Below are 18,556 nucleotides of genomic sequence, written 5' to 3'. Positions count from 1 at the left end.
TTAACATTTAGAATTTTAATAATGTAAATTTAGATTTATTGAAATTTTATATTAAATATAAGATTTACACTGTTTTTAATTTTTAAAGTAATAGCTCTAAAACTATTATCGCATGACGAATTTATAAATCATTCAGCGAACATTAAAATGAAAACAAGCAAAACTCTTCTATCTCTTGCAGTGGCAGGTGGCCTTCTTTCAGCATCGGCATCCGTAAATGCAGCGGGTTTCCAGCTCGCTGAGTATTCAGCAACAGGTTTAGGCCGAGCATACGCAGGTGAAGCTGCTATAGCTGACAATGCCAGTGCGCAGTGGCGTAACCCTGCAATGTTGACCTACCTTGAGGGTACTCAAGTTTCTGTCGGCGCTATCTATGTAAACCCTAATGTTGATGTTAGTGGAACGATTAATAATTCTCTGAGAGCAGATTCAAAAGACTTTGCCGACGACGCTGTCATTCCAAACTTCTATCTATCTCATCAATACTCCGAACAACTCGTCGTTGGCCTAGCACTAGGTACAAACTACGGTATGGAAACCAACCTAGGCACAGACTTTGCCGCTTCTCATTTTGGTAACGAAGCAAGCGTTACTACAATGGAAGCAAACTTAAATGCCGCCTATAAACTTAACGACTCAATTAGTATCGGGGGAGGCATCCGTTACATCATGGGTGAAGGTAGTTTTGGCGCGATCGCACCTACTCACTCGCCGCTATCTGGACGAACCTTAAAATATATGGAAGGCGATGATACTGCATGGGGCTGGCAGCTGGGTGCAGCTTGGCAAATCAATCCAGAACATAGGCTAGGTGTTACTTACAAATCCGCCGTTGATCTGAAGCTGTCCGGAAACGCCAAAATTCTCAATGCAACAACTTTTCAAGTTCAGGAAGACACTGGCTCAATGGATTTAACATTGCCTGCTACTCTTGAGCTAGCAAGCTTCCATCAGTTAAATGAAGAGTTGGCTGTTCACTTTAGCCTAAATTGGACCGATTGGAGTAGCTTTCAGCAGCTTTACGCAGATCTAGACACTCTAGACTCACAAGTTGTTAAGGTAGAAAACTGGGACGATAACTATCGCTTCGCCATCGGTGCAACCTACCAGCTTGATCAAAAACTGGCTCTTCGTACAGGTATTGCTTACGACACCTCAGCGGTGAGTGATAAGAACCGCACAATTACCATCCCAGAAACCGATCGTACATGGTTAAGCTTGGGTGCAAGCTATGAGTTTACAAAACAATTCACCCTAGATGGTGGACTAACATATATTCTTGCGAAAGATGCGCCGATCACCGAATCACGTGGTTATGCATCAGATGAAGCCGCTGAATTAGTCGGTGGGCAATTTGTTGGTGAAGCCAGTGGTAATATCTGGCTAGTTGGTATTCAGGCGAATTACAAGTTCTAAATAAACTATCCAGTAAAGAAAAGGCTTGGTCACTGACCAAGCCTTTCTACTAGAAATCATCATCTAAGTACTCATCTAGGTAAGCTTCTTCTTCTGCGTCGTAATCGTCTTCAGGTTCGATTTCCGCATTGAAGTCTTGCCTTTGGAGATAGGCACCACGTGTTAATGCATAAGGGTCCGGTGAATCTTCTAGCATCGATTCTTGAGACACCAATGCCGCGCGCGTCTCCATGCCTTCTAGCGCCCATTTCCCTAAGCCAGCCCAAAAGTTGAGTAATGAAAGGGGAACATACAAACCATCGACAATATCCGTGGACTCACGTACAGTCCAAGGGCCATACCCAGGCACCATCACATACGGGCCGTTACCTACCCCATAGTGGCCTACAGCATCACTGAACGCTTTATCATTATGATCAGTAATTCCAGCTTCGGAAGCAATGTCGATAAGGCCGAGTAAGCCAAAAGTACTGTTGATCCAAAAACGGTTAAAGTGATCGAGAGCTTTCTCCCCATTCCCCATCACTAGGTTATTAATCATGCTTGCTGGTTCATCCAAATTACCAAGAAAGTTTGACACACCGTGGCGAAGTGGATCAGGAACATAATTCACATAAGCTAAGGAAACAGGGCGGACGAAGTAAGGATCTAAATAATCGTAATTGAGCGACCACATTGTTCGGTTAAACCCTTCGAACGGATCATTCACTTCTGATTCGACTGACGTTGAGTTTGCATTTTCCTGAGGTGACCCTGCACAGCCAAAAAGAAATATTGACGTGCAAGCAACAACCCATATATGAGACTTGAGGCTCTTCATTATTATAATTTCCATAAAAAAGACCGGTGAAAAACACCGGTCTCTGTACATTCATAACGAGTATCTATTGATACTGCTTATCAATTATAACTTCAACAGGTTGACCCATTTTAACGGCTTCACTCTCACCAAACCAGTCCCCTTGTTTAGTTGCAACGTTTCCATCGCTATCAAGACGCACTCTTACCATCAAAGACTCCAATGAAGATAGCTTACGATCTTGCAACATGCTATTCCCATCATCTAGAACTACAGACCTTGGAAAAGAGCCTAGTGGATACCTAGCAGCTGCAACTGGCATAGGAGCCCCATCAGCGGTATGCACTGAGACAATCAATACTGAATTAGCGTCCGCTTGAACTTGATCACTGAGCGATATAGAAACAGACACTGACTTGCCACTAGCAACATGCTCACCCATTTGCTGCTGAGCATTTTCAATACTGCGTGACAGCATTTCGTAGCGACTGTCTTGCGGGCCAATCATCTGCTGCATAATCCCCCAGTAGCGGACCGCTGCCGAATAATCCTTACGCTCGTAAGCATCAAAAGCTAATAACGAGAATACCCTCAAGTCCACATAATCACTTTGGACCAACTCACCAAGAATCTTTCGAGCCTTGTCTTGATCGATTTCATCCTGTGACAACATCAATGCCTGAGCATAACCCAATTTGACATCGGTGTTTTCAGACTCAAGCTTATAAGCCTTTTTCATTGCTCCAATGGCAGTTCCCACATCTCTATTCGCAAGAGCGATACGACCGAGTAACAGCCAACCCGTTGAATCATCAGGCTGATAGTGAAGACGGGTACGTAATGCTAACGTTAAATCACGCATTTCGTCGTCACTCAACGCTGTTCCTTCCGGTGCCATTAATTTTTTCGACAAAGCTGGTAAGTTGGCACTGACTTGTTGCCATTCTACGACTTTATCTGAAGCACCAAACTTCATGTACATCGCATAAGATAGAACAACAACAAGAAGCACGGACGGAACAAGGACGGCCATCGGTGAAATACCACTGACGCTTTCTTTCTGCTGCTCATTTGGAATATCATCCAATAGAGACTGCTTCAGATCATCAATCAGGTCCTGCTGATTTTCAACCAAGCCTTCTTCGGCTTCTTCTTTAAGTTCTGATAAACGATCTTTGTAAAATGCTTTATTCAGCTCATCACGTAACGCTTCATCATTATTGGCTTTCTTACGTATGATCGGTAGCGCGATAAAAATTGAGCTCAATACAACAAGAATGACTGAAGCTATCCAAAATAATGTCATTACTGCTTATCTCCATCATTCTTATTATTCAGCAGCTCTTTCAAGCGTGCTTCTTTGTCTTGATCCCATGTTGAATCTTGAACAGTTTGCTCTTTTCGAGAACGCGTTCTTAAGACAATAAAACCAAAGCCAAATACAACCACAAATAGAGGACCTAACCACAAAATTGCCGTTGCAATGGTGAACGGTGGGTTATAAGTGACAAAGTTGCCGTAGCGAGCAATCATATAATCTATGATTTCTTGTTTCGACTTGCCCTCTTTTGTCATTTCATACACTTTTTGCCGTAAGTCGACAGCCAGCTCGGCATTAGAATCCGCGATCGTATTGTTCTGGCATTTTGGGCAACGAAGTGTACTTCCTAGCTCCTTGAACTGCTGCTCTTGTTCCAGGCTTTCAAACTCATAAATTTGAATAGCAGCATTTGCAACGAGAGAAAAAGCCATTGCGGCTAGTACAGCAAGGATCATTTTTTTCATTTCCCTGCCTCCACTAGCATTTGCTCATACATAGGCTTGAGCGTTTCATTCCAGTTGCGCTCGTTAACATCACCAACGTGACGATAACGGATTTTCCCTTGCGCATCGATTAAGAAGGTTTCCGGTGCACCGTAAACCCCGAGGTCCAAACCTAACATCCCATTTCCGTCAAACAAGCTGATCAAATAAGGGTTGCCTAACTCGTTTAACCATTGCACGGCTTTACTGCGATCATCTTTATAGTTCATCCCGATGATCTTAACGTCTTGGGCTGCAAGTTCATTCAAATATTGGTGTTCTGCGTAACAAGTTGGGCACCACGTCGCCCATACATTTAAAAGTAGAGGCTCACCCTTAAAAATTGATTGATCGTAGAGTTTGCCCGGCTCAGCCAGATCTTCTAAACGAAACTCAGGCACGGACTTTCCTACCAGAACAGACTCAAGTTTAGTTGGGTCATCACCATGTGAGTTCTTCACCAACTGAGTAGCGAATACTGCCACCAAACCTAAAAACGCCAACAGTGGAATAAATAGAAGTTTCTTACTCATTATGCCTCCTGCGGTTTCACGCTTTTTCTGAACCGGTAACGCTTATCGCTAATAGCAATTGCGCCGCCCAATGCCATCAGCAACGAGCCAGCCCAAATCCAACGAACAAAGGGTTTGTAATAAATACGGACAGCCCAAGACTTGTTGTCATCCAAACGCTCTCCCATCGCAATATACAAATCACGTGTGACGCCTCGGTCAATTGCGGCTTCTGTCATCATTGAGCGAGCGGTACGGTAGAAACGCTTTTCTGCATGAAGCGTATTAATGTATTTGCCATTATGAGTGATTTCGAAGTCTGCGATGTAACCGTCATAGTTCGGGCCATCTTTATCACGCAGACCTTGGAAATAGAAGTCATAGCCTTGCATGTTGTAGTGCTGACCAGGGGCCAAACGTACATCGCGTTCGATACTGTAATTCTGCACCATGGCAATACCAATAATGCTGACTGCTAAACCAATATGCCCCATCATCATCGCCCAATGACTTCGCTGCAACTTCTTAATTCCGACAGCAAAGCTGTGGCGATGGGTCGCTCGTTCATACAACTCAAAACCATGCATGAAGATAATCCACAATGCCATCACCCAACCTAGATATGCCATGAATTGGAAGAAGTCAGCAAACAGGTAGACAAAAACACCCGCCAGAGCGAATGACGCTACACCGGATATCAGCATAGGTTTAAGCAAGCTGGAGAGATTATCGCGCTTCCAACGAATCAGCGGACCAATACCCAACAAGAACGAGAATGGGATCATTAGCCAAGCAAATAGCATATCGAAGAATGGAGCTCCAATAGAAACAGAACCAAGGCCGATCTGCTTATGTACTAACGGTAATAGTGTTCCTACTAAGACAACCACTAAAGCAGCAATCAATAACACGTTATTGCCAAGTAGTGCGTTCTCACGCGATACAAGATCAAAGTTACCGCGAACTCTAACCGTGGCACCTTTTAATGCAAATAGGAGTAATGAACCACCAATGACAAACACTAGGAAGCCAAGAATAAACATTCCTCGTGAGGGATCGGAAGCAAACGCGTGAACTGAAACAAGAATGCCGGAGCGAACAAGGAACGTACCCAATAAACTCAATGAGAACGCTGAAATAGCTAACAGTACCGTCCACGCTTTGAAAGTGCCGCGTTTTTCTGTCACTGCAAGCGAGTGCATCAGCGCAGTACCTGCTAGCCAAGGCATAAACGACGCGTTTTCGACAGGATCCCAGAACCACCAGCCACCCCAGCCAAGTTCGTAATAAGCCCACCAAGAGCCTAGTGCGATACCCAAAGTGAGGAACAGCCAAGCGGCTGTGGTCCATGGTCGTGACCAACGTGCCCAAGCCGTATCGAGTCGTCCTGTCATCAATGAGGCGATGGCGAACGAGAAAGCGACAGAGAAACCGACATAACCCATGTACAGCATAGGTGGATGAATGATCAGCCCAGGGTCTTGGAGTAGCGGGTTTAGATCTCGCCCATCAACAGGGAAAAACGGTAATGTTCTAAGGAATGGGTTAGAAGTGACGATTATAAACAGTAAGAAACCGACACTGATCATCCCCATCACAGCAAGCACTCGCGCAACCGATTCTTGAGGCATACCACGACTAAATGTTGCTACTGCAACCGTCCAAGCCGCTTGGATCAATACCCAAAGTAACAGAGAACCTTCATGAGCTCCCCAGACCGCAGTCAGGCGGTAGTACCAAGGCAACTGACTGTTTGAGTTAGTCGCAACGTAATTCAGTGTAAAATCATTGGTATAAAAAGCCCAAAGTAAAGCACCGAAAGAGAGCAATAGAAGTAGGAACATTCCCCAAGACAACGGTCTTGCGGTGTTCATCAACATTGTATTATTTCGTGATGCACCGACTAATGGCAGTATGCTCAACAGTACTGCCATCGCCAGTGAAACAATCATGGCAAAATGGCCAATCTCAGCAATCATTGACCGCTTCCTTGTTTTTGTTGTTCTGTATATTCGAGCGGCTGGTGATTTTTCTTCATCGCTTCCGCTATCTCAGGCGGCATGTACTCTTCATCATGCTTAGCCAACACTTCAAATGCTTCTACCGTAGTGGCATCTTTAAGAACACCCTGGGCAACAATCCCCTGCCCTTCACGGAATAAGTCAGGGAGAATTCCATCGTAAACAATAGTCACTTTCGGGCCTACATCATGTAAGTCAAAAGAAACGCGCAATGACTCAGGGTCACGTCGTACCGAACCCTCAACAACCATACCACCGATACGCAGCCGCTGGCCGACTTCAGGTTTCGTGCCATCGGGTTTACCGTCTACGAGCTCCGTTGGTGTATAAAATAGATCCATATTTTGATTCAGTGCGTAGAGCATTAAGCCAACAGTTGCACCAATACCAATGAAAATGGCTAAGACAATTCCCAGCCTTTTTTTACGCCTCGGATTCATAGTGTGTTCTCCAAATTTTTAGCCGCATCAATACGCGCTTGTCTGTCAACTTTCGACTGCACTTCATTCAACAGCTTTTTGCCACGACGGATACTCACCGTAAGCAGAACAAACATCGAAAAAAATGTGATACCAAAAGCGCTCCAAACATAGCCGGCATAACCGCCCATTGCGAAAAAATCGCTCAAAGATTCAAAATGCATCAGTTTAATTACCTCTCTGAGACTGAGCTAAAGCAATCACCCACGGACGGTGACTCTCCTTGCTGATAATCTCATTACGTAGGCGAATCATAGTCACCGCACCAAAGAAAAATGCAAAACCAAAGATATTCAACAACAACGGCCAGAGCATATCGGTAGAAATAGAAGGTTTGGCAAATTTGGTGATAGTCGCGCCTTGATGAAGGGTATTCCACCACTCGACTGAAAAATGAATGATCGGCAGATTCACGACCCCTACAATGGCTAGAATCCCCGCTGCCTTAGCCGCTGTTTTCTGGTCATCAAATGCGTGGTATAACGCAATCACACCCAAGTAAAGGAACAAAAGAATCAGCTCAGAGGTTAAGCGCGCATCCCACACCCACCATGCTCCCCACATTGGTTTCCCCCAGACCGCTCCCGTCAGTAGAGCAATGAAGGTATACACTGCACCAATTGGAGCCATTGCGGAAGCCGCCATATCCGACAATTTAACCTGCCAAACTAAACCGATAAATGCAGCGATGGCCATGGACATGTATACGCCCATTGACCAAATCGCAGAAGGGACATGGATGTAGATAATCCTAAAACTGTCGCCTTGTTGATAGTCTGAAGGGGCGAAGGCCAGCCCCCATACTGTCCCGACCGATAAACACAGTAGGGCTAATATGGAAAACCAGGGCAAAAGCTTACCACATAGCTGATAAGCGGTTTCGGGCTTGGCATAAGGATGAAGCCATTTCCACATCGTCATTCTCACTCTTACTTCAGTGTTGTCTTGTTACGTCTCACGGACTGATTTTGACAATTATTAGTTTTGTAATTTATATAAAGGGAATTTTTCGTGCTTGATCGAAAACAATTAATTTACACTTACACGCAAAGCCGCACTAATAGCAAATGGCGTCAAGGTCATTGCGCCCATAAACATGGCGCCAAGTATGGCCAATTGGCCGTTGTATGCCATTCCCAGTGATGCTGCATCAATCGCTGATGTCGCGAAAATCAATATTGGTATATACAAAGGCAACACAAGCAAACTCAGTAGCACACCACCTTTTTGTAAACCAACCGTTAATGCCACCCCGATAGCACCAATGAAACTTAACGTAGGTGTACCAATCAGCAGGGTGGTGACAACAGCCAGCCATGAGTTCATATCCAGGGAAAGCAAAATGGCCAATAAGGGGCTAATTAAAATCAGTGGCAACCCAGTCAACACCCAGTGTGCAATCACTTTTGAAATCACCACGACAGGCAATGGGACAGGCATTAGCATCATTTGTTCCAAAGCTCCATCTTGAAAGTCATCTCTAAATAACCTTTCAAGAGATAATAATGCCGAAAGAAGAGCAGCCACCCAAACGATACCCGCAGCAATACGAGCCAAGAGGTTAGGTTCAGGCCCTATACTCAGCGGGAATAGCGTGATGACGATAATAAAAAACCACAGAGGGTTGAAAATGTCTGCCTGACGGCGAAAAGCAATCAGCAGTTCTCGTCGAATAATACTACTCATCGTTGCAAACATGACTACTCACCCAGCTTTATTTTTCTTAATTTTGGATTATCAGCAAACATGTCCTGATGCGTCGTCAGTATCACAATGCCCCCATTTTCAGCATGACTGAGAAAGAGTGACTCTAGAACTTTAACTCCTTGCTTATCGATCGCCGTTAAAGGCTCATCTAAAATCCAGAGTTTGTGCTCACTCAGCCACAAACGTGCCAGCGCAACCCTACGTTGTTGACCAGCCGATAACTGTGCAACAGGAACATCTTCACGCCCCGCTAGCCCTACTTTAACAAGGGCATTAAAAATGGTCTCTTTGTCTACGCGTTTTCGAGTATGTACATTGAGATAAAATCTTAAGTTTTCGTAGGCAGTCAGCTCACGTTTTACGCCTGTTTGATGGCCTAGAAACAGCAAGTCTTGATGGTAACCATCTCGATTGGATTCGATGTTTTCACCATTCCAAAATATCTCACCATCATCTCGATCGCCAAGCCCAGTAACGATTCTCAACAGTGTCGTTTTTCCTGTACCATTGCGACCTTCAATCTGGACTAACTCACCGGAATTAATAACAAAAGAGAGGGATTCAAAGAGAACTCTTTCATCCCTGATGGCGGTCAGCTGAGATACTTCTAACATGGACATTCACTACATAAATTTTGTGTGGGTATAGTACCACAGCCACTCTCACACAAAATAGAATTAGCCCCACGCGAATCACGAAACTCGGTAAGATTATGTTAATAATCTACCATGGTTCATTTCAACTACCACTAAATGGTTACATTTAAAAACAAAAAAGGATGCCGCTGGCATCCTTCCTGTTATTACTTTCTGGCACTTTTTCGCCGAACAGCTGATTTTTTGTGTTCATCGCTAGCGCGCAAAGGCGGGACTTTCTCTTTACCTGCAATTTTCTTCTGCAGAGACAACATCAGTTCAGCTTCAGCTTTTGGTAATTCGCATTCTTCAATCAGCTCATTGACATCTGCCCCCAACTGAACCATTTTTGTCGCTCTGGAGTACAGACGTCCATCACCATCTTCTTGTTCTAGTTCTGATATTCTTTCATTCAGATGCTGGATGATATCTTGCTGTTCACTGACACGCTGACCTAGCCCAACAACCACTGAACGTACTTCAAGCAACTGCTTGTTCGCTTTCTGTAACTCTTTATCCAAGTGTCTATTTTGTTGCCACCAATGATCAGACATCGAGCGCTGCCCTTTCTTAATTCGAAAAAGAGCTAATATAACCAACAGTACAACCAGTGCAGCAACTCCCGCAATCACAGGAGCATTTGCAAATACAACTGCATCCATTACAGGTGTGCCATCTCATCCCATTCTTCATCGGTGAGAAGTTTGTTCAGATCGACAAGAATCAGTAGCTTACCATCGCGGTTGCTCACACCTTGGATAAACTTAGCACTCTCATCCGTACCAACGCTTGGTGTGGTATCGATTTCAGAAGAGCGTAAGTAAACCACTTCAGCAACGCTATCGACAAGAATGCCAATGACTTGGTGTTCTGATTCAATCACGATAATACGCGTGTTATCGGTGATCTCACCTTCCATCAAACCGAAGCGTGAACGAGTATCAATCACGGTGACAACATTACCACGTAGATTGATAATACCCAGAACGTAATCAGGCGCTCCTGGTACAGGGGCAATCTCTGTATAGCGAAGCACTTCACGTACCTGCATTACGTTGATGCCGTAAGTTTCTTCTTCAAGCTGGAACGTCACCCACTGAAGCACTTCGTCATTGGACTGATCTTTTCTTACTTCGACTTCATTAGTTTGAGACATACCTATTCCTCTCTAAGCCTAAATCGGCATAAATGTTTTATTTATCTAAGGCTTTTACATCAAGTCCTGCATTAAGCATAGCTATCAATGCTTCAACATGGATCAAAGCACACATTTTTTCTTTAACCATACCTGCGAGCCAAGGGCGTTTCCCTGCTGTTTTACGCCAACGCACTTTCTCTGGATTCAGTGATTCTGTGCCCATTAACTGTGTAGAAGCAAGACCCCACATACTTTCATCCAGCATCACAATGTATTGATAGTCATCTTTGTAGGTTTCATCAGACAGTTTTTCCGCCATGACCCACTTCGCTGTATCAACCACATCAAGTTGAGCTTCACGACTGGTTTGCAAACCTAAGTACCAATCAGGGCGACCTATTAAGTGATTTAACTCGGCAATTCGGTGAATACCACCGAGTTCATCCAATGGCACTGCAAACGTAACACCATTGACATCAAAGTAGAGAACCTGAAACTCAATATCACGCTCCGTAGAATGCCAAGTGCCTAAACCACTATCACCAGTCTGTGTTTCAGGCTGAACTTCTACTTGCTCTGCATTTTCGGTGATGATTTCAGGCTCAGATTCAAGCTCTGTTTCTACTTCTACTGAAATATCTGGTTCAGTAATAACTTCGGCTACATCAGGAGTTTCAACATCCCATTCCTGAATCTCTTCTATCGCCACTTTCGCTTCAGCAATCTGAACCGTATTTTGCTCCATCACTTCTTCAAGCTGAAGCTCAGCAACCGGATTGGTAGACTCCAATTGCTCTAGCAGTCTCTCCACATCATCCAAATTTGGCACTTCTACTTCTGCTGTGAGTGCCGAGTAGTAACTCTTTTCCTCTACCGATTGCATAACAGGTTCGAGCTCTGGCTCTGGCTCTGGCTCTGGCTCTGGCAAGTAATCCTGAGCACTGACTGTCTCTTCTAGAAACTCTTCAGATTCAACCGTTTCATCAAGTAGCGCAGAAAAATATTCATCCAACGCCTGTTCACTTGATAGTAAAGTATCACTACTCATTCACCGCTAACCTCTCTAAGTAGATCAACAGCTGTTTGTAAGCAAAAACACCCCTGCTTCCAGAAGCAAAGTGTGAAACTGGGAGATGTTTTAAACTGGCATCTCTAAATTTAGTATCGATTGGCACTGCAGAAGACCATACTTGGTCAGGATAATCCTTCTTTAATTGCTGTAAAGTTTGTAATGACGCCCTTGTACGCTTGTCATACATGGTTGGAACAATGGTGACATTAAACGCTTTATTGCGTGATTTCTGCATAATCGCGAGCGTACGAACCATCCGCTCAAGACCTTTCATCGCCAAAAATTCAGTTTGAACAGGGATGAGGATTCGATTACTTGCCGCTAGTGCATTCACCATCATAACGCCAAGTATCGGCGGGCAATCTATTAAAACGTAATCATAATGGTCTTTTATTGCCATCATCGCTCGCTTTAGAATGAGCCCCATGCCACTGCGATTCCCCATCACTCGGTCCAGAGTTGCGAGTGACATGTGTGCAGGAATGATATCAATACCTTCAATGTCAGATTTCATCACCAGCGGCAAGACACTTTGCTCGTTGAATTCCTTTAATTGAAAGAGATCGAACAAGCTTGCTGGAACACCATCAGAGTCGTACCCCAAATACGTCGTCAGAGAAGCATGGGGGTCCGTGTCAACAAGTAGTACCCTTTTACCTTGTTTGCTCAACAAACCAGCCAGAGTAATCGTAGTCGTTGTCTTGCCTACGCCTCCTTTTTGGTTTGCGATACTCCAAACAATCATGCGCTACTACTCCTACGACAAACCAACTTCGACCAGCATACGCTCTGCGATACGGTCTAATGGTAGGTCTTCTGTGGAAATACCAGCTTTAGCAACCGCTTGTGGCATGCCATATACAACACAGCTTTCTTCATCCTGTGCCCAGATGGTCGAGCCAGCACTCTTAAGCATACGAGCGCCTTCACGCCCATCCGCTCCCATACCTGTCAGAACCATAGAAAGTACTTGATCTGAGTATATTTTTGCCGCACTACCAAATGTCACATCCACACACGGCTTGTAATTCATACGCTCACCACCATCAATGATGCGCAACTTAGCTGAGCCCGGACGACCATCGATCATCATCTGCTTACCACCCGGAGCCAAATAAGCCACTCCTGGTTTCAGTGCATCGCCATCTTCTGCTTCTTTCACTTGAATTTTACATAAAGAATTCAGGCGACTCGCAAAGGCAGCAGTAAACGTCGCTGGCATATGCTGGATTAACACAATAGGGTGAGGATAGTTTGCTGGTAATTTAGTCAAAATCTTCTGCAAAGCAACGGGGCCGCCAGTTGAAGTACCAATAGCTGTCAGCTGATACTTCTTACCACTCGACTTAAATCTCGCTGAAGCCGCTGGCTTCGCTGCAGATGACGTAACTGGACGAGTCGCACGTTGAGTCGCAGTTGTCGAAGTTGCTGACCTCGCAGCCGGACTGGGCGTTGATGCAGGTTTTGCCGCAGGGCGGCGCATAAATGTACGGCGAGAAGAGATTTGAATAACTCGTTGCTGCAACAAAGACACCGCTTCATCACGATTGCGCGCAATATCCTCAAATTTCTTCGGTAAAAAATCCAGTGCTCCGGCATCGAGGGCATCCAATGTAGCCTTTGCACCATCATGTGTGAGCGAGGAGAACATTAAAATTGGCACTGGGCTTTTGGCCATAATTTCACGGACGGCGGTGATTCCATCCATTACTGGCATTTCAATGTCCATCGTAATGACATCTGGCTTCAGTCTGACTGCTTTTTCAACGGCTTCCTTGCCATTAGTCGCCACATCCATAACCTCAAGGCGAGGTTCAGAGTTGATTATTTCACTGACTCGGCGACGAAAAAAACTCGAATCATCTACTACTAAAACTTTAATCGCCATAGCTATCCTTTTTAGTTCTACGACTTAGATTCGAGAAGCAGCTGCATACTGCTTGAGCAAATCCGGTACATCCAGAATAAGCGCGATATGTCCATCACTGGTAATTGTCGCACCCGCCATTCCTGGCGTGCCTTGGAGCATACTATCAAGTGGTTTAATGACCACTTCTTCTTGCCCAATCAAGGTATCCACAACAAAACCTACGCGCTGACTGCCAATCTGGACGATAACAACATGACCATGCCCTTTACGAAGCTCTACGTCTCCAGCTTGCGGGGCAAGCCAGTTTTGAAGGTAAAATAGCGGGATTGATTTCTCACGAACGATAATGGTCAACTGCCCATCAACAACGTTAGTGCGGCTCAAGTCGAGGTGGAAAATTTCATTAACGCTTGCTAGCGGTAGAGCGAATGGATGTCCGGCAACACCTACCATCAAGGTTGGTAGAATCGCTAAAGTTAATGGAACCTTGATCGTAATTTTAGTGCCTTTACCCATTTCTGAGTCAATATCAATGGAACCATTCAAAGTATTGATGGCTGTTTTCACCACATCCATACCAACACCACGGCCAGAAATATCCGAAATCTGCTCTTTACTAGAGAAGCCAGGCATAAAGATCAGATTAAAACACTCTTTGTTGGTCAAACGCGATGCGGCATCTTCATCCATTATGCCGCGCTTAACAGCAATGCCTCGAAGCTTATCAGGATCCATACCGCCACCGTCATCCACAATGGCAAGTTCGATATGGTCACCTTCTTGTGAAGCAGATAAAATAACTTTACCCGTTCTTGGCTTGCCTGCTTTAACGCGGTCATCTGGCATTTCAACACCGTGGTCAACAGAGTTACGCACTAAGTGAATCAGTGGATCCGCAAGGGCTTCAACCAGGTTTTTATCCAGATCGGTATCCTCGCCACGCATCTCAAGATTAATATCTTTCTTCAAGCTCCGAGCAAGGTCTCGTACCACTCGAGGGAAGCGGCCAAATACCTTCTTAATTGGCTGCATACGAGTCTTCATTACTGCGCCTTGTAGATCCGCAGTAACAACATCTAGGTTAGCAACCGCTTTAGACATTTCTTCATCGTTACTGTTCAAGCCTAAACTCAACAGGCGGTTACGGACAAGGACCAACTCACCCACCATATTCATAATGGTATCCAGTGTTGAAGTGTCAACACGCACTGTAGCTTCTGCTTGAGGCTTTTTGGCTTGTGCTGCTGGCGGCGCGGCTTCTTTTTTGGCAGGTGGCGCGGCTGTCTCTTTAGGTTTAGGCGCCGAAGTGACTGGTGCAGCCGCAGTTGTGCTGGCTTTCGGAGCAGCAGCCGCTTTAGCAGGCTCCGGAGCTGGTGTGGTATTTTGTGCTATAGGTTTAGTTGCCGCATCCAACTCTTCAACAGAAGGGCCTTTTCCTGAACCATGTAAATCATCAAGAAGCTTTTCAAATTCGGCATCCGTCATGAGGTCACTGTCACCGCCAGATGCCGGAGCCGGTGATTCAGGTTTGCTTGGAGGTGGTGTAGAAGCCTTCGGGGTAGCCCCTTCCCCTGGCGCTTTCCCGGTTCCGTGCAATTCATCTAAGAGTTTTTCAAACTCATCATCTGTGATATCACCGCTCATGTCACCATCGAGAGCTGATGGAGCGGCTGGGGTTTCTGGGGTTGTATCGGCTCCGGCTCCCGGCGCACTGCCTTCACCATGTAGCTCGTCTAACAGTTTTTCAAATTCATCTTGCGTAATTTCATCAATAGAACCTGCAGAGACCGTTTCAGAACTTGGCTCTTCAGCAGCTGGCTCAGTGACAACAGGTTCCTGAGAAACCACAGGTTCTTCTACGACCTCAGGTTCAGCGGGTGCTGTGGCACCTGTTGATTCATCTTCATCCGCCGATTGAGGCTGACTTAAGCGATGTAATTCATCCAACAGAGATTGGTCGGCAGGAGTCAAAGGCTCACGGTCTTGTACTGCTTGGAACTGTTCATTAACAGTGTCTAACGCTGTCAACATGGTATCCATGAGACTTGCAGATACCTGGCGCTGTCCATTGCGCAAAATATCGAACACGTTCTCCGCACCGTGACAAGTATCTACCAATTCGGTTAATGAGAGGAAACCAGCCCCGCCTTTGACAGTGTGGAAACCACGAAAGATTGCATTTAAAAGGTCTTTGTCATCAGGGTTATTTTCCAACTCTACCAACTGCTCTGAAAGAAGCTCTAAGATTTCTCCGGCTTCGACCAAAAAGTCCTGTAGAATGTCTTCGTCTAGTTCATAGCTCATAAGTTACCTCTAAAACCCAAGACTCGAGAGTAAGTCGTCGACTTCGTCTTGTGATGAAACCGCATCTTCCCTTTCATGAGGGTTGAGAATCGGTCCCTCTGGGTCTATCGATGAATTGTTCTTATTGTTTGCAGCATCTTCTAGCTGGCTAGCACCAAATGCTGTCAGTATTTCTACTAAACGGCCTTCAACTTCATTAACTAAAGTAATCACTCTGCTAATAATCTGACCCGTCAAGTCTTGGAAATCCTGAGCCATTAGAATCTCGGTCAGTTGACCTCTAAGTTCAGAGCTATCGCCCTCAACCTCACCTAGTAAGGCGTCAATACGGTGGCAAAGCGCTTTAAATTCATTGAGTTCTATACGCCCATGCATGAGCTCATTCCACTGGGGGCGAACCTGAAGTAGGCCCTCATGGAGGTTATCGGCTATTGGCATACAACGGTCGACAGCATCCATAGTTTTGTTCGCTGCTGTTTCTGTTTTGTCAATCACATACTGAAGCCTATCCCGAGCATCTGGGATTTCGTCATTGGCAATCTGACTCATACGTTCATCAAGACTAAATTGCTTGATAGACTCATGGAGATCACGAGTCAGCTCGCCTATTTCTTGCAGCATAGGGTTTGCTGAACCTTCATGTATATTTTTAACAAGTTTATCAGCTTCTTCCTGCTGGTCGTTCTCTAACAACTCTACGAGGTGCTTTGCCTGTTCTAATGAAATCATTCTGAATTGGCCTTTCGCGTTATCGTCAATTCCTTGACTTATAAACGCTCAAAGATTTTATCTAATTTTTCTTTTAATGTTGCTGCAGTAAATGGCTTAACAATGTAACCATTAACACCTGCTTGCGCAGCTTCGATGATCTGTTCACGCTTCGCTTCTGCCGTGATCATCAGAACAGGTAGGTGTTTAAGTTCATCGTCGGCACGAATATGCTTCAAAAGGTCAATGCCTTGCATTCCTGGCATATTCCAGTCTGTCACAACAAAGTCGAACTCACCCTTCTTTAGCATTGGTAACGCCGTTAAGCCGTCATCCGCTTCTTGAGTATTATTGAAACCTAAGTCACGAAGTAAGTTCTTAACTATACGGCGCATTGTTGAAAAATCGTCAACAATAAGGATCTTCATGTTTTTATTCAAAATTGCCTCCACTGAGTTCGATATCAGTGATTTCTAGTCATTATTTGTCCAAACACTCAATTTAGTGCGTAGACGCTGCATTGATTGGCTTAGTATCTGGCTAACGCGCGACTCGCTAACACCAATAACTTCGCCGATTTCCTTCAAGTTTAACTCTTCATCATAATAAAGCGAAAGTACTAGAGCTTCTCTTTCAGGAAGTGATTTAATGGATTCTATAAGTGCCGTACGAAAATATTCATCTGCGACACCCTGAAACGGGATATTTTCTCCGTCTGCATCTTCATGCGAAATCGCATCTTCTGACACACCTAAATCGTCAATACCGATCAATCGAGAGCAGTTAATGTCAGTTAATGCACTGTGATACTGCGTCAGGCTTATATCAAGGTGCTTAGCCACTTCAGCATCAGTAGGGTCTCGATTCAGTTCCCCTTCCAATTGAGCTATGGCCTGACTGATCTCTCGACTGTTTTTATGAACAGAGCGAGGGACCCAATCCCCGCGGCGTATATCATCAAGCATAGCACCACGGATGCGAATACCAGCATAGGTTTCAAAGCTGGCTCCTTTACTGCCATCGTAGTTTTTTTGGGCTTCTAAAAGGCCGATCATCCCAGCCTGAATAAGGTCTTCGACCTGTACACTCGGCGGCAATCGTCCGAGTAAATGGTGAGCAATCCGCTTCACCAGCACCGAGTATTTCTCTAAAAATGCTCGCTGACTGTTTTGATTTGCGTATTGGTCATAGGTCAATGCCTTATTCACCAAATGGTTCCTCTAACATCTCTGTTCTATGAAGTAAGCGTTCTACAAAAAACTCCAGATGTCCACTCGGTGTCTTAGGAATTGGCCAAGTTAGAGCTTTATTTGCTAACGAACCCAAGGCTAATGACGCTGGCGAGCGAGGAAATGCATCCACGACAATCTTTTGTTTTTTCACAGCTTGTCGAACTTTATCATCCAATGGAATACATGCTACGAGCTCAATGCTAACATTCAAGAATCGCTCTGTGACCAAGGTCAACTTTGCAAACAATTCTCTCCCTTCACGATAGCTTCTGACCATATTAGCAACAATTTTAAATCGTTGAACTTGGTGTTCTTTACTCAAAAGTTTGATCAGAGCATATGCATCAGTGATAGAAGTTGGTTCATCACAGACCACAACTACCACATCCTGAGCCGCACGTGAAAAGCTCACTACCATATCTGAGATCCCAGCAGCAGTATCAATGAGTAGCACGTCCATCTCATCTTCTAAGCTGCCAAAAGCGCGAATTAAACCAACATGTTGTGCGTGGGACAGCTCCGTCATGGACTGCGTCCCTGACGTCGCAGGAATAATTCTAATTCCGTACGGTCCTTCAACAATAGCATCTTGTAGGTCACATTCGCCTGCTAATACATGGCCAAGGTTTTTCTTCGCCCGTATACCCAGCATTACATCAACATTTGCCAAACCAAGGTCAGCATCAAGTACCATGACCTTTTTGCCCTGACGAGCCATACAAATCGCGAGACCTAAAGTCACATTTGATTTGCCCACGCCCCCCTTACCGCCAGTCACTGCAATGACTTTGGTGAGTGAGGGTTGTGTTAAGCGGCGTAGTCCGCTTGCTTGGTCTTGTATCATATTCTTAGTCATAATC

At 45.0% G+C, this 18,556-nt stretch carries 21 protein-coding genes; 1 reads left to right on the top strand and 20 read right to left on the bottom strand.

What is annotated here, in order from left to right:
* Positions 1 to 147 precede the first annotated feature (147 nt).
* Complete coding sequence (locus CTT30_RS04230) at positions 148 to 1,416, top strand: outer membrane protein transport protein (protein ID WP_252036119.1); 1,269 nt, start codon at positions 148 to 150, stop codon at positions 1,414 to 1,416.
* Positions 1,417 to 1,465: 49 nt separating this feature from the next.
* On the opposite strand, the gene CTT30_RS04225 is transcribed toward CTT30_RS04230, so the two are convergent.
* The 20 genes from CTT30_RS04225 to CTT30_RS04130 form a co-directional block, all read right to left on the bottom strand.
* Positions 1,466 to 2,251, bottom strand: a complete 786-nt coding sequence (locus CTT30_RS04225; RefSeq protein ID WP_370689708.1) for an MlaA family lipoprotein — start codon at positions 2,249 to 2,251, stop codon at positions 1,466 to 1,468.
* Between the two features lie 49 nt (positions 2,252 to 2,300).
* The gene (ccmI, locus tag CTT30_RS04220) at positions 2,301 to 3,521 is read right to left on the bottom strand and encodes a c-type cytochrome biogenesis protein CcmI (protein WP_252036117.1); all 1,221 of its coding nucleotides are present in this window, start codon (positions 3,519 to 3,521) and stop codon (positions 2,301 to 2,303) included.
* Entirely contained in the window at positions 3,521 to 4,000 is a 480-nt protein-coding gene (locus tag CTT30_RS04215; RefSeq protein WP_252036116.1) for a cytochrome c-type biogenesis protein, read from the bottom strand. Before CTT30_RS04215 ends, ccmI begins: the two co-directional genes overlap by 1 nt.
* Positions 3,997 to 4,551 (bottom strand): DsbE family thiol:disulfide interchange protein, encoded by a 555-nt coding sequence (locus CTT30_RS04210; protein WP_252036115.1) that lies wholly within the window; start codon positions 4,549 to 4,551, stop codon positions 3,997 to 3,999. Before CTT30_RS04210 ends, CTT30_RS04215 begins: the two co-directional genes overlap by 4 nt.
* Positions 4,551 to 6,509, bottom strand: coding sequence for a heme lyase CcmF/NrfE family subunit (locus tag CTT30_RS04205; protein WP_239867680.1), 1,959 nt, complete (start codon positions 6,507 to 6,509; stop codon positions 4,551 to 4,553). The genes CTT30_RS04210 and CTT30_RS04205 overlap by 1 nt, the downstream gene beginning before the upstream one ends.
* Positions 6,506 to 6,991 (bottom strand): cytochrome c maturation protein CcmE, encoded by a 486-nt coding sequence (ccmE, locus tag CTT30_RS04200; RefSeq protein ID WP_171748606.1) that lies wholly within the window; start codon positions 6,989 to 6,991, stop codon positions 6,506 to 6,508. Before ccmE ends, CTT30_RS04205 begins: the two co-directional genes overlap by 4 nt.
* Positions 6,988 to 7,194, bottom strand: a complete 207-nt coding sequence (gene ccmD, locus CTT30_RS04195) for a heme exporter protein CcmD (RefSeq protein WP_239867676.1) — start codon at positions 7,192 to 7,194, stop codon at positions 6,988 to 6,990. The genes ccmE and ccmD overlap by 4 nt, the downstream gene beginning before the upstream one ends.
* Before the next feature lie 4 nt (positions 7,195 to 7,198).
* Positions 7,199 to 7,945: a heme ABC transporter permease gene (locus CTT30_RS04190; RefSeq protein WP_239836914.1), complete on the bottom strand. Its 747-nt coding sequence runs from the start codon at positions 7,943 to 7,945 to the stop codon at positions 7,199 to 7,201.
* Positions 7,946 to 8,059: 114 nt separating this feature from the next.
* The gene (gene ccmB / locus CTT30_RS04185; protein ID WP_239836864.1) at positions 8,060 to 8,728 is read right to left on the bottom strand and encodes a heme exporter protein CcmB; all 669 of its coding nucleotides are present in this window, start codon (positions 8,726 to 8,728) and stop codon (positions 8,060 to 8,062) included.
* A 2-nt stretch (positions 8,729 to 8,730) separates the two neighbouring features.
* Positions 8,731 to 9,351 carry a cytochrome c biogenesis heme-transporting ATPase CcmA gene (gene ccmA, locus CTT30_RS04180; protein ID WP_252036114.1) on the bottom strand — a complete coding sequence of 207 codons (621 nt, stop codon included), beginning with the start codon at positions 9,349 to 9,351 and terminating at the stop codon, positions 8,731 to 8,733.
* Positions 9,352 to 9,539: 188 nt separating this feature from the next.
* Positions 9,540 to 10,034: a DUF2802 domain-containing protein gene (locus CTT30_RS04175; RefSeq protein ID WP_252036113.1), complete on the bottom strand. Its 495-nt coding sequence runs from the start codon at positions 10,032 to 10,034 to the stop codon at positions 9,540 to 9,542.
* Positions 10,034 to 10,528, bottom strand: a complete 495-nt coding sequence (locus CTT30_RS04170) for a chemotaxis protein CheW (RefSeq protein WP_006959436.1) — start codon at positions 10,526 to 10,528, stop codon at positions 10,034 to 10,036. The genes CTT30_RS04175 and CTT30_RS04170 overlap by 1 nt, the downstream gene beginning before the upstream one ends.
* Positions 10,529 to 10,565: 37 nt before the next feature.
* Complete coding sequence (locus CTT30_RS04165) at positions 10,566 to 11,558, bottom strand: chemotaxis protein CheW (RefSeq protein WP_252036112.1); 993 nt, start codon at positions 11,556 to 11,558, stop codon at positions 10,566 to 10,568.
* Positions 11,551 to 12,327 (bottom strand): ParA family protein, encoded by a 777-nt coding sequence (locus tag CTT30_RS04160; protein WP_239836868.1) that lies wholly within the window; start codon positions 12,325 to 12,327, stop codon positions 11,551 to 11,553. Before CTT30_RS04160 ends, CTT30_RS04165 begins: the two co-directional genes overlap by 8 nt.
* A 12-nt stretch (positions 12,328 to 12,339) precedes the next feature.
* Positions 12,340 to 13,470 carry a protein-glutamate methylesterase/protein-glutamine glutaminase gene (gene cheB / locus CTT30_RS04155; RefSeq protein ID WP_239867667.1) on the bottom strand — a complete coding sequence of 377 codons (1,131 nt, stop codon included), beginning with the start codon at positions 13,468 to 13,470 and terminating at the stop codon, positions 12,340 to 12,342.
* 24 nt (positions 13,471 to 13,494) lie between these two features.
* Positions 13,495 to 15,756 (bottom strand): chemotaxis protein CheA, encoded by a 2,262-nt coding sequence (locus CTT30_RS04150; RefSeq protein ID WP_252036111.1) that lies wholly within the window; start codon positions 15,754 to 15,756, stop codon positions 13,495 to 13,497.
* Positions 15,757 to 15,765: 9 nt separating this feature from the next.
* Positions 15,766 to 16,485: a protein phosphatase CheZ gene (locus CTT30_RS04145; RefSeq protein ID WP_239836871.1), complete on the bottom strand. Its 720-nt coding sequence runs from the start codon at positions 16,483 to 16,485 to the stop codon at positions 15,766 to 15,768.
* A 38-nt stretch (positions 16,486 to 16,523) separates the two neighbouring features.
* A complete protein-coding gene (cheY, locus tag CTT30_RS04140; RefSeq protein WP_006879571.1) occupies positions 16,524 to 16,892 on the bottom strand; it encodes a chemotaxis response regulator CheY in 369 nt (122 codons plus the stop codon).
* Between the two features lie 45 nt (positions 16,893 to 16,937).
* Positions 16,938 to 17,672, bottom strand: a complete 735-nt coding sequence (locus tag CTT30_RS04135) for an RNA polymerase sigma factor FliA (RefSeq protein ID WP_239836872.1) — start codon at positions 17,670 to 17,672, stop codon at positions 16,938 to 16,940.
* Positions 17,665 to 18,552 (bottom strand): MinD/ParA family protein, encoded by an 888-nt coding sequence (locus CTT30_RS04130; RefSeq protein WP_239867661.1) that lies wholly within the window; start codon positions 18,550 to 18,552, stop codon positions 17,665 to 17,667. The genes CTT30_RS04135 and CTT30_RS04130 overlap by 8 nt, the downstream gene beginning before the upstream one ends.
* Between the last annotated feature and the right edge of the window lie 4 nt (positions 18,553 to 18,556).

It is taken from the genome of Vibrio coralliilyticus (genome assembly GCF_024449095.1).
GTDB lineage: Bacteria > Pseudomonadota > Gammaproteobacteria > Enterobacterales > Vibrionaceae > Vibrio > Vibrio coralliilyticus_A.
The sequence above is the reverse complement of the archived record's forward strand: the minus strand, read 5'-3'. Positions and strand labels throughout refer to the sequence as shown.